This window comes from Streptomyces sp. NPDC001617 (assembly GCF_053596855.1).
This window is the reverse complement of sequence record NZ_JBSFHA010000053.1, coordinates 33,484-44,557: the sequence shown is the minus strand read 5'-3', so window position 1 is coordinate 44,557 and position 11,074 is coordinate 33,484. Positions and strand designations below refer to the sequence as shown.

Here is an 11,074-nt window from a genome sequence, read left to right as displayed (position 1 = left end):
GGTCGGTACGAGGGGCTACTTGAGGCCGGACGTGGACATCCCGGAGACGAACCCCCGCTGGGCCACGAGGAAGATCAGCAGGATCGGGACGACGTACATCACGGACGCCGCGGCCTGGAGGTTGGTGATCGGGCTGCCGGACGGGGCGACGTAGGTGGTCATCACGGCGACGGCGAGCGTGGACCGGTCGGTGGACAGCAGGAGTTGGGGCGCGATGTAGTCGCCCCAGGTCCAGGTGAAGGCGATGACGAAGCTCGCCGACAGCACCGGCCAGGACTGCGGCAGGAAGATCCGCCAGAAGATCCCGCCGTAGCCGCAGCCGTCGACGATCGCGGCCTCCTCCAGCTCGCGGGGCAGGCCGGCGAAGAACTGCCGGAAGAGGAAGACCAGATACGGTGCCGACGACAGCCCCCAGAGCACCCACGGCCAGTACGTGTCGACCATGCCGAGCTTGGCGAAGATCAGGTAGGTCGGCAGCAGGGTGATCATCTGGGGCAGCATCATCGAGCCGATGAGGATGCCGAACAGCGTTTTCTTCCCGGGTGCGGCCAGCCGGGCGAAGCCGAAGCCGACCCAGGCGGAGCTGAGGGTGACGAGGCCGGCGTAGAGCGTGGCGATGATCAGGGAGTTACGGGCGTATCCGAGAAAGTCGATGAGCTTGTAGGCGTCGGCGAAGTTGTGCCACTGGATGTGCGCGGGCAGCCAGTGCACCGGGGCGGCCGCCAGCTCGGACGGCGCCTTGAGCCCGGTGAGGATCAGCCATCCGAACGGCCCGAGGAACAGACCGGCGACGGCGACGAGGGCGGTGTAGAGCACAAGCCGGTTCACACGAACCCGGAAACGGACGGGCGATTTCGGACTCAGGCTGCTCGCGGTCACTTCTTCGCCTCCGGGTCGACGTTGTAGAACACCACGCCGGAGGTGAGCTTGAAGATCAGCCCGGTCGCGACGAGGATCAGGACGAAGAGCAGCCACAGCAGTGCCGAGGCGTATCCGTAGCGGCCGAGCGCGAAGTACTCCGAGAAGACGTGGATCATGTACGTGTAGTTGGACTGCGGAATCGTGGTGAGGCCGCCGGTGCTGGCGATCGGGGCCAGCAGCATCGGCATGATGGTCTGCACCGAAGCGATCACGCCGGTCACGGTCTGGAACAGCAGCACCGGCGACAGCAGCGGCACGGTGATGCTGCGGAAGGTCCGCCAGGCGCTCGCGCCGTCGATACGGGCGGCCTCGTGCAGCTCCCGGGGTACGTCCTGCAAGCCCGCCAGCGAGATGATCATGATGTTTCCGGCGCCCCAGAGCACCGTCATCACCAGCACATAGCGGGCGTACGGATCGGCCAGCCATCCGATAGCGTCGAAGCCGAAGAAGGTCAGCACACCGTTGGCGGCACCAGCGTTCTGGTCGAAAAGGTTCTTGAAAGCGATACCCGCCCCCACCGGCGGCACCACGGCCGGCAGATACAGCAGAGTACGAAACAGCCCGCGCCCCTTGACCGGGCGGTTCACCAGGACGGCGAGCCCCAGCCCGGCGATGATCGACAGCGGCACGGACATCACCGCGAACAGCCCGGCGCGCCCCAGCGAGTCCCAGGTCGCAGAATCGTGCAGCAGCTCGCGATAGTTACCCAGACCGACGTAGTGCCAGTTCGGCGAGATGCCGTCGTACGTCGTGAAACTCAACCACAGCGCGTACACCATCGGTGCGATCGTCAGCAGCGAGAATCCGATGATCCACGGCGAGGCGAACATGTAGAAAGCGCGATGCCTGCGCGTAGTCATCGTGGGCCCACCGCGCTCGGCGGACCGCACCCGCCCGGCGGTCCTGTCCGCGCGCGCCCGTCCCGCCTCCGGCGCCACCTGTTCGACCGTCATCCCACCTGCTCCTTACCGCGCGCGAGCTGCTCATTGATGACCGAGTTCAGCCGCCCCGCGAGGGCGTCGACGGACATCTCGCCCTTCATGGCGGCCGGAGAGACCTGGTTGAAGAGCGACTCGAAGGCGTCCCCGGTGATGTACGGAGTCAGCGAGACCACGGAGAAGTGCCGGAGCTCGTTCTCCTGGACCCGCAACGACCGCCGCTGGTAGTCCTCCTGACGGGGCATCAGTGACTGCAGCGACTTCAGGCTCGGAATCCCCCACCCGCTGGAGGCACGTGCCTTGGCCGGCGCCTCCCCGAAGTACCACTCGAAGATCCGCCAGGCCGCGTCCTTGTTCTTCGCCTGCCGCGGCATCCACATCCCGGTACCGCCCTGGCAGGCGCTGATTCGCCGGCCACCCGCGAAGACGGGAGCGGGGGCGAGCCGGGAGACCTTCGCCAGCTTCTTGTCGGTCCCGATCACGCCGCCCAGCCAGTAGCCGTTGTTCGACATGGCCATGCGCCCGGCCTGATAGGTCGGCCCGTCCCAGCCGTTGGGATCGGGCAGGACGGTACTGGGCCCGACCTTGAGCTTGCAGTAGTCGATGTACCAGGCCAGAGCCTTGCGGGCCTCCGGACTGGTGAAGTCGGCCCGCGAGAAGTCGTCGCTGAAGAGGCTGCCGCCGGCGGAGGCCGTCAGGGTCGCCATCAACGTCAGCTTGGTCAGCCCGTTGTAACTCCCCCCGTAAACGGTTGTCTGCCCCTTCGACCTCTGCACCAGCCGCTTCGCGCGGTCCAGCCACTCCTCATAGGTGACCGGCTCGAGCTCCGCCGGATAGTCGACACTCTTCGCATCGAAGGCGGCCGAGTTGTACCAGTACATGGAGTCCTGGGAGAAGTCCTTGGCCATGCCGTAGCGCGGACCCTTCCCCTGCGCCTCCCCGTCGTAGCGCCACAGATCATTGACCGGATCGAGGTCCTCCACCTTCAGGACGCTGCTCCTGGCGAAGTAGGAATCCAGCTCTTGCATCACCTCCCGCGCCGCGAAGTAGGCGGCGTCCGTGGCGCCGACGGCGCGCACCAGTTCCGGTGGGTTGCCGCTGGTGAGCATCGCGATCAGCTTGGTGATGTCGTAGTCGACCCGGTTGATCGTGATACCGGTTTCCTTCTTCGCCTGCTTGACCAGGTCGGGCGAGAGGTCGTCGGCCTTGGCCATGACCGTGATGGTCTCGCCCGACCCGCCGACCGCGGTGGACACCTGCAGAGCACAGCTGCTCAGTGACGCCGCACCGGCCGCGACACCGACCCCCGAGAGGGCGAGAAAGCGGCGGCGGCTCACGGGAGAACCGGCCTGGGAGTGCATGAACTACCCACTCTCTTCGCTGAGATGGATGAGGGACACGAGCACGCGGCAAACGAGATGACGCAGCGCGAACTGTTTCGGGAACCGGTTGCTACAGGCGGTGGAGGGAGCTTCCGTCGGGGAGCACGGCACGTCAAGAGGCGCGACGAACTTTCGAAAACTGTGGTCCGCCTGGGCGGAAAGGGTTCAGGTGCCTACGCTCCTGGTCAGCATGGCAACCGGTTGTTTCCCATTGACCGCCGCTTCTCGGCAGATCTACGGTAGAAGACGCTTTCTGAAACAGTTACTGCTCCGCTGCTCCCATGTCATTCAGCGCGTCAGGAGAGCCATGCCCAACCCCCCAAGGGCCGTGTTCGCAATGGACCCGGTACATCTCCCCCTGCTCTTCCCTGCACCCCTCATGGCCCGGCTGAGGCAGGCGTCCGTCCTGGACCCCACCCTGGTCGTCAGGGACTTCACCGCTGCCTCGGCAGCCGAGGCCCTGGCCTCCGCCGAGGTTCTGATCACCGGCTGGGGCTGCCCCCACCTGGATCAGACGCTCCTGACCGCGGCCCCCCGCCTGCGCACCGTTCTGCACGCGGCCGGCTCGGTCCGCTCCCTGGTCGGCGACGCACTGTGGAAACAGGGAATCACCGTCTCCAGCGCGGTGACCGGCAACGCGCTCCCGGTCGCCGAGTACACCCTCGCGATGATCCTCCTGACCGGAAAGGACACCTTCACCCACCGCGAGCGCTTCCGCTCCACCCATGCCTACCCGACCCCTGCCGAGACCGCCACCACAGGCAACGTGGGCCGCCGCATCGGCGTGATCGGCGCCTCCCGAGTAGGCCGCCGCCTCCTCGAACTGCTCCGCCCCTTCGACTTCACGGTCCTCCTGCACGACCCGTACGTCAGCCCCACCGAGGCAGCGGCACTCGGCGCCGAACTCCTTCCGCTGGACGACCTGTTGAGACACAGCGACATCGTGTCGCTGCACGCGCCGGACATCCCCGAGACGTACCGGATGCTGGATGCGGGACGGCTGTCGTTGATTCAGGACGGCGGCGTACTGATCAACACCTCCCGGGGCGCACTGGTCGACCCCGACGCCCTCACCGACGAGCTGGTCGCGGGCCGCCTCCATGCGATCCTCGACGTAACAGAGCCGGAACCGCTTCCCGCCGGCTCCCCGCTCTACCGGCTACCCAACGTGTTCCTCACCCCCCATATCGCGGGCTCACTCGGCAACGAGCTGGAGCGCCTCGGCCGCATCGTCGTGGAGGAACTGGAGCAACTCGCGAAGGGAGCCCCGCTGACCCACGAGGTACGGCACGCGGACATGGCCCACGTGGCATGAGCGCAAGAGCCCACCCACGCTCACCATGCCGACGACGGCGGCCGCGAGACAGTCGCAGGGGGCGTTGGCCAAAAATTCACAGCACGCCGGCTGCAGAAAGCACTCTCCGGCCGCCGCCGGCTGCCGAAAGCACTGGTCATCCCGCCTCACCAGCAACCCCGAACCATGGTTGTCCACAGCCCCCGGCCCACCACCAACCCATGGGATACGGTTCCCCGAAATCCAGCACCCACAAAGGAGCCCCCACGGTGAGTCACCGCAAGTCCACCAGTGACACCACCCGGGCCACCATCCGCGACGTAGCGCAACAAGCGGGCGTCTCCGTGGCGAGCGTCTCGCGTGTTCTGTCCGGCAACTACCCGGTCTCCGACGACCTGCGGCGCCGTGTGATGAAGGTGGTCCGGGACCTGGACTACGTCACCAACGCGCACGCCCGTTCCCTCGCCGGGGGCGGCACACCGACCGTGGCGATACTGATCAACAACATCACGGGCGCGGCGTTCGCCCACGTGGCCAAGGGAGTTGAAGGTGCCGCCACCCTCCGCGGATGGCTCTCTCTCGTGGGCACGACCGGCGACGACCCGGAGCGCGAGCTGGCCCTGGTGAACCTGATGCGTCAGCAGGGCGTGGCAGCGGTCGTCCTCCTGGGCGGCGCCTACGACTACGACGAGTACCAGCTCCGCATGGCCCGTTTCGCCCGCTCTCTCGACGCGGCCGGCTCTCACCTCGTCCTGGTCGGCAGGCCCCCCTTGGAAGGCGACGTCCCGGCCACCACGGTCGACTACGACAACGAGGGCGGCGCCTACGCGATGGCCAGCCACCTTCTCTCGGCGGGCCACCGCAGGGTCCTCGTCCTCCCCGGCCCCGCCGAACTCACCACCGCCCAGGGCCGCTTGCGTGGCGCCCGGCGCGCCTTCCAGGCCTACGGCGTCCCGTTCGACGAGGGCCTGGTCCGGTACGGCCCGTACGACGACGAGCACGGTTTCACGGCCGTCGAGACGGCCCTGCACGAGACGCCGGACTTCACCGCGGTCCTCGCGGGAACCGACGTCGTCGCGGCCGGCGCGATGCAGGCCCTCCGCGAAGCCGGACTGCGTGTCCCGGACGACGTGTCCATCGTGGGCTACGACGACATCCCACTGGCCTCCCAGCTGACGCCCCAACTGACCACCGTGCACGTGCCGTACGAGGAGATGGGCCGTGTCGCGCTGCGTGCGGTGGCCGACCGTCGTGAGGGCATCGCGGGTCGCCGCAAGGGCTCCGACGGCGACCACCTGGTGCTGGGCACCCATGTCGTCGTACGCAACTCGGTGCAGCCGCCGCCGACGGGGCACTGACGACGGGGCTCCGCTCGAACCTGCGCTGGTGGCTCTCCTCTCGAAGCGATCGTTTCGTAAACGTTTTCTAGCAACCTCCAGCGCATTTCCCATCGTGACGTAATTAATTCCGCCCGACCCCTTGCTCCATCCGCACCCGTCGTCCTACCGTCTCGGCAACCGCTTTCTACAGCTTCTGCTTGCCCGGCCCCCGCAGCCGCGAGCGGTGGATGTCAGGCCCTCTTGCCGGCCGACACCCCCGAGCCGCCTCCCCGAGCCACCCCCCGATCCGCCCCGAGCCGCCGTCCTCGCCTCCTGAGAACGCCCAATTCCCGAAGGATCACGGTCAGATGAACTTCACCAGCCGCCGGAGAAGGTTCGCCCAAGCCGCCGTAACCGGTCTCACCCTCACCGGACTGCTCACCGCCTGCGGCGGATCCGGTTCCGGTGACGACACCAAGTCGTCCGGCCCGGTCACCCTCCCCTTCTGGGGTTGGGCCAACGGGCAGGAAGCGGTTGTCAAGGCGTTCAACGCCTCCCACAAGAACGTGAAGCTGAAGTACACCAAGGTCACCGACCAGCTGACCATGCAGAAGCAGCTGACCAACGCGGTGAAGGCGGGCAACGCGCCCTGTCTGGTGCAGAACACCGCCGAGTACGTGACCAGTTGGGTCGCGCAGGGCGCGCTCGCCGACATCAGCCAGTACGTGTCGTCGAGCAAGGACAAGTTCAACGCCGGTTCCTGGGCGAGCGCGCAGGTGCAGGGCAAGAGCTACGGCGTCCCCACCAGCTCCGCCCCCAACTTCACGATCTACCGCACCGACATCTTCGAGAAGTACGGCATCAGGCCCCCCACCACCTGGGACGACTTCATAGCCGCCGGCAAGGTGCTGAAGAAGCACGGCATCAAGATCACCAACTACGCCGGTGAGGACCCCAGCACGCTCGAGGTCCTCGCGATGCAGGCCGGCGCCCACTGGTACTCGATCGACGGCAATTCCTGGAAGGTGGACTTCCAGGACGCGGGCACCCTCAAGGCCGCGAAGGTGATCCAGGAGATCATCGACAACGACCTCAACTCCAAGCTTTCCTTCGCCGACTACGCGGCCGTGCAGCGCAACTACGACAACGGCGGTACGGCGACCCGGCAGATCTCCACCTGGCAGATGGCCGGCATGGTGCAGAACTTCACCAAGTCCTTCGGGAAGTGGGCGCTGTCCCCCTGGCCGACCTACCAGGGCGAGGCGGCCAAGACCCCGGCCGGCACCAATCTCACTGGCAGCGTGACCCTGGTGACGAAGCAGTGCAAGGACACGAAGCAGGCCTCCGAGGCCGCGCTCTGGATGTCGACCGACACCGGCGCGGTCAAGACGATGGCGAGCCCGACCACCGGTAACGGCGTGATGCCCGCACTCACGGACAGCAACTCGTACGTGGCCGACGCGATCTCCGACAAGCTCCTGGGCAAGAACTACCAGCCCGCGCAGAAGGTCGTGACGGACAGCCTGAACACGGTGACCACCGACTGGACCTTCGGCCCGGACTGGACCGCCATGTTCACGGAGATGCAGGCCGGCTGGGCGAAGGTCGTGAACAAGCAGCAGAAGGTCACGGACCTCCTCGCGCACATGCAGGAGTGGACGGTCAAGGACCTGAAGTCCCGCGGCATCAGCGTCGAGGGCTAGAGGCTGAGGGCGAGAACCGATGACCCGCTCACTGCGCTGGAAGGGCGCCGCCTTCACGGTGCCCTTCCAGCTCGGCTTCGTGTTCCTGTATCTGCTCCCGATCGGGTACGCGGTCTATCAGTCGCTGTACCGTTCGCAGTCCTCCGGACTCGGCCTCGGCGGCAGCACGGACAAGTTTTCCGGTCTGGACAACTACCAGCAGGGCCTGACCGACCCGGCGTTCATGGGATCCGTCCTGCGGGTCGTGTTGTTCGCCTGTGTCCAGATCCCGGTGATGCTGCTGATCAGCCTCGTGCTGGCCCTGTTTCTGGACGCGCTCACCTCGAAGGTCGCCGGCCGCTTCCGCATCCTGCTCCTCGTGCCGTACATGATCCCCGGCGTGGTCGCCGCGCTCGTCTGGATCAACCTGTACAGCCCGGACGTCGGCCCACTGACCCCGCTCGGCAAGGTATTCGGTTTCGACTGGAACTTCTTCGCCCCGTCGATGGTGTGGCCGTCCATCGGCAACCTGCTCACCTGGCACGGGGTCGGCTACAACATGGTGATCATCTACTCGGCGCTCCAGGGCGTCCCGCGCGATCTCTTCGAGGCCGCCCGCCTCGACGGCGCCTCGGAACGCCGCATCGCGCTCAGCATCAAAATCCCTTACGTGCGGGGTGCGTTGGTGCTCACCGGCATGTTGTCGATCATCCAGATGCTGCAGATCTTCAACGAGCCCGCCCTGTTCCGGAACATCACCCCGCAGACGGTCAGCGACAGCTTCACCCCGATCATGATCATCTACAACCAGGCCTTCAACGCCGGCAACTACCACTACGCAGCGGCCCTCTCGGTGCTCCTCGCGCTGATCCTGGGCGTCGCCTCCTTCCTGTTCTACCGGCTGACGTCGAAGGAGGCCGACTGATGACTCTCACTCAGGAACCCACCACCACAAGCCCGGTCCGCCGTCTCACCCGACCGGATCCGGCCTCCCGCACCCGCGGAGGCCAGCGCTTCCTTCTCGTCGGCCTGACCCTGGCCAGCGTCTACAGCCTCTTCCCGGTGTGGTGGCTGATCGTCGCCGCGACCAAGGACCGCGTCGGCCTCTACCAGAGCAACGGCCTGTGGTTCTCCGGCTGGCACTTCTGGGACAATCTGCACCAGCTGTTCACTTACGAAAACGGTATCTTCCTGCGCTGGACGGCCAACTCCCTGCTCTACGCCGGAGTCGGCTCCCTCGGTGGCACCCTGCTCGCGCTCGCGACGGGCTACGGCCTGGCCCGCTTCCAGTTCCCGGGCCGGAACCTGGTGTTCGCGTGCGTGGTCGGCTCGTTCCTGATCCCGATCGCGCTGCTCACCCTCCCCCTCTATCTGCTGTTCTCCGAGATCGGCCTGGTGGACACGCCCTGGGCGATGCTGGTCCCCTGTCTGATCAACCCGTTCAGCGTCTACCTCGCCAAGGTCTACACCGAGGCGACGATCCCGTACGAGCTCCTGGAGGCCGCCCGTATCGACGGCGCCGGCGAGCTGCGCATCTTCTTCAGCATCGTGCTGCGGATGATGACCACGGGCGGCGCAACCGTTTTCCTGCTCGCCTTCGTGAACACCTGGAACGCCTTCTTCCTCCCCCTCACCGTCCTGCGCGGCGAGAACAACTGGACGCTCAACATCGGCTTGTACAACTGGTCCGGAAAACGCCTCGAATCCGGTGTCGACCTCACCAGCCTCGTCCTGACCGGCGCCCTGCTGTCCATCGTCCCGATGGCGATCATGATGATCGCGATGCGCCGCTACTGGCGCACGGGCGTGACCCTCGGAGCCCTCAAGTGACCGCCCCCACAGGACCGTCCGGAGCCCTGAAGTGACCCTGCTGCACAACCCGGTGATCCGCGGCTTCGCCCCCGACCCCTCCCTGGTCCGGGCCGGCGACTGGTACTACGTCGCGACGAGTTCCTTCGAGTGGTTCCCGACCATCCCGATCCACCGCTCCCGCGACCTGGCCCACTGGCAGTACGCGGGGCATGTCCGCGGCGCCGCCCCCGGCGACTCGCTGGCCGGGGTGCCCGACTCGGGCGGCATCTGGGCGCCCTCGCTGAGCTGGGACGGCGAGCGCTTCTGGGTGGTGTACGCGGTCGTACGGTCCGTCGGGACGCCGTACTTCGACACGGACACCTACCTCTGCACGGCCACGGACGTGAGCGGCAAGTGGTCGGCCCCGCGGCGCATCGCGAGCCACGGCTTCGACCCCGCGCTCTTCCACCACGAGGGCCGCCTCTGGCTGCTCAACCTCCAGAACGACCACCGACCGGGTGGACGCCGGTTCGCCGGGATCGTCCTGACCGAGCTGGACCGGGAGACGCTGAACCCGGTCGGTGGTACCCGCCTCCTCCTCCAGCACGAACGGCTCGTCGAAGGGCCGAAGTTGGTGTACCGCGAAGGCTGGTACCACCTGATCCTGGCCGAGGGTGGAACCGGGTTCGAGCACGGCGTACGGGTGGCCCGCAGCCGCGCACTCACCGGTCCGTACGAGCTCGACGAGCGCCCACTGCTGACCTCCCGGGACGACCCGTCGCTGCCACTTCAGAAGGCAGGCCATGGCGAGCTGGTACAAACGCCGGACGGTGACTGGGTGTTGAGCCATCTGACGGCACGTCCGTTGCCCACGCCCGAGGGTCCGCGCTGCACACTCGGCCGCGAGACGGCGATCCAGCGGGTGACGTGGGACACGGAGGGCCGGCCCAGGCTGGTGCACGGGGGTCACCATCCTGCGGTCGAGGTCGACGTACCGACACAGCCCGACCCTGATGATGAACAACCCATGACACGCGAGGAGTTGGGCTGGCCGTGGAGCACCCTCCGCGGCTGTCCCGACCCCTTCTGGGCCGACACCACCACCCGCCCCGGCTGGATCCGGCTGCGCGGTCGGCACGGCCCGGAATCCCGGTGGGCGTACAGCCTGTTGGCCCAGCGCGTCACCGAGCACCGGTCGGAGGCCGAGGTCACTGTGGAGGCGCGGCCGGACACCTTCACACAGGCCGCCGGCCTGGTCCTCCGGTACAACGCCGAGGCCTGTCTGAGCCTGGACCTGACCTGGGCGGAGCCGGAGGACGAAGCCCAGCGAGGGCAGCAGTGGCAGGGCGGCGGCCGTACGGTGCTGCGGCTGACGGAGCGCGACGAGGCGAGCACGCGGACGGTGGCCGTCGTGGATGTCGACGTCGACGCGCCGGTGACGCTGGGCGTGACGGTCGACGGGCCCACGGCGCGTTTCTGGCATGTGCGCGAAGGGGCCCGTATGCCCATCGGTGAGCCATTGGACTTCACCCGGCTCTCCGACGACCACGGGTCGAAACTCCGCTTCACCGGCGCGATGGCCGGCATCCATGCAGTGGACCTGGTGGACGCGGCGTTCACGGCCGACTTCACCGGTTTCCGGCTCACCTGCTGGTGACGGTCACCGCCCGCGCACACCCCCACCGCCACGTTCGAGGTTTCGAAAGTCCGGAACCGTGAAGACCTGGCGAAGCCCGACCTCTTCCCG

9 protein-coding genes are annotated in these 11,074 nt (G+C 67.1%); 6 read left to right on the top strand and 3 right to left on the bottom strand.

Annotated elements, in window-relative coordinates:
- Positions 1–15: 15 nt before the first annotated feature.
- The 3 genes from ACWC09_RS32915 to ACWC09_RS32905 are packed head-to-tail and all read right to left on the bottom strand — an operon-like array spanning position 16 to position 3,220.
- The gene (locus ACWC09_RS32915; protein ID WP_450854574.1) at positions 16–879 is read right to left on the bottom strand and encodes a carbohydrate ABC transporter permease; all 864 of its coding nucleotides are present in this window, start codon (positions 877–879) and stop codon (positions 16–18) included.
- Positions 876–1,874 carry a carbohydrate ABC transporter permease gene (locus ACWC09_RS32910; protein WP_450854573.1) on the bottom strand — a complete coding sequence of 333 codons (999 nt, stop codon included), beginning with the start codon at positions 1,872–1,874 and terminating at the stop codon, positions 876–878. Before ACWC09_RS32910 ends, ACWC09_RS32915 begins: the two co-directional genes overlap by 4 nt.
- Positions 1,871–3,220 (bottom strand): ABC transporter substrate-binding protein, encoded by a 1,350-nt coding sequence (locus tag ACWC09_RS32905; RefSeq protein WP_450854572.1) that lies wholly within the window; start codon positions 3,218–3,220, stop codon positions 1,871–1,873. Before ACWC09_RS32905 ends, ACWC09_RS32910 begins: the two co-directional genes overlap by 4 nt.
- 328 nt (positions 3,221–3,548) lie before the next feature.
- Here ACWC09_RS32905 and ACWC09_RS32900 point away from each other — a divergent pair, with 328 nt between their 5' ends.
- The 6 genes from ACWC09_RS32900 (at position 3,549) to ACWC09_RS32875 (ending at position 10,984) form a co-directional block, all read left to right on the top strand.
- A complete protein-coding gene (locus ACWC09_RS32900; RefSeq protein WP_450854571.1) occupies positions 3,549–4,556 on the top strand; it encodes a hydroxyacid dehydrogenase in 1,008 nt (335 codons plus the stop codon).
- Positions 4,557–4,804: 248 nt separating this feature from the next.
- Positions 4,805–5,893 (top strand): LacI family DNA-binding transcriptional regulator, encoded by a 1,089-nt coding sequence (locus tag ACWC09_RS32895; RefSeq protein WP_450854570.1) that lies wholly within the window; start codon positions 4,805–4,807, stop codon positions 5,891–5,893.
- Between the two features lie 329 nt (positions 5,894–6,222).
- Positions 6,223–7,557 carry an ABC transporter substrate-binding protein gene (locus tag ACWC09_RS32890; RefSeq protein ID WP_450854569.1) on the top strand — a complete coding sequence of 445 codons (1,335 nt, stop codon included), beginning with the start codon at positions 6,223–6,225 and terminating at the stop codon, positions 7,555–7,557.
- 19 nt (positions 7,558–7,576) lie between these two features.
- Positions 7,577–8,461 (top strand): carbohydrate ABC transporter permease, encoded by an 885-nt coding sequence (locus ACWC09_RS32885; protein ID WP_450854568.1) that lies wholly within the window; start codon positions 7,577–7,579, stop codon positions 8,459–8,461.
- Positions 8,461–9,366 (top strand): carbohydrate ABC transporter permease, encoded by a 906-nt coding sequence (locus ACWC09_RS32880; protein ID WP_450854567.1) that lies wholly within the window; start codon positions 8,461–8,463, stop codon positions 9,364–9,366. The genes ACWC09_RS32885 and ACWC09_RS32880 overlap by 1 nt, the downstream gene beginning before the upstream one ends.
- A 31-nt stretch (positions 9,367–9,397) precedes the next feature.
- The gene (locus ACWC09_RS32875) at positions 9,398–10,984 is read left to right on the top strand and encodes a family 43 glycosylhydrolase (RefSeq protein WP_450854566.1); all 1,587 of its coding nucleotides are present in this window, start codon (positions 9,398–9,400) and stop codon (positions 10,982–10,984) included.
- The last annotated feature ends 90 nt before the right edge of the window (positions 10,985–11,074 follow it).

What these genes read in the sequence shown, in the direction of transcription:
- ACWC09_RS32880 (WP_450854567.1), top strand. Translation starts at nt 8,461, where the DNA reads ATGACTCTCACTCAGGAACCCACCACCACAAGCCCGGTCCGCCGTCTC.
- ACWC09_RS32885 (WP_450854568.1), top strand. Translation starts at nt 7,577, where the DNA reads ATGACCCGCTCACTGCGCTGGAAGGGCGCCGCCTTCACGGTGCCCTTC.
- ACWC09_RS32910 (WP_450854573.1), bottom strand. Translation starts at nt 1,874, where the DNA reads ATGACGGTCGAACAGGTGGCGCCGGAGGCGGGACGGGCGCGCGCGGAC.
- ACWC09_RS32900 (WP_450854571.1), top strand. Translation starts at nt 3,549, where the DNA reads ATGCCCAACCCCCCAAGGGCCGTGTTCGCAATGGACCCGGTACATCTC.
- ACWC09_RS32905 (WP_450854572.1), bottom strand. Translation starts at nt 3,220, where the DNA reads ATGCACTCCCAGGCCGGTTCTCCCGTGAGCCGCCGCCGCTTTCTCGCC.
- ACWC09_RS32890 (WP_450854569.1), top strand. Translation starts at nt 6,223, where the DNA reads ATGAACTTCACCAGCCGCCGGAGAAGGTTCGCCCAAGCCGCCGTAACC.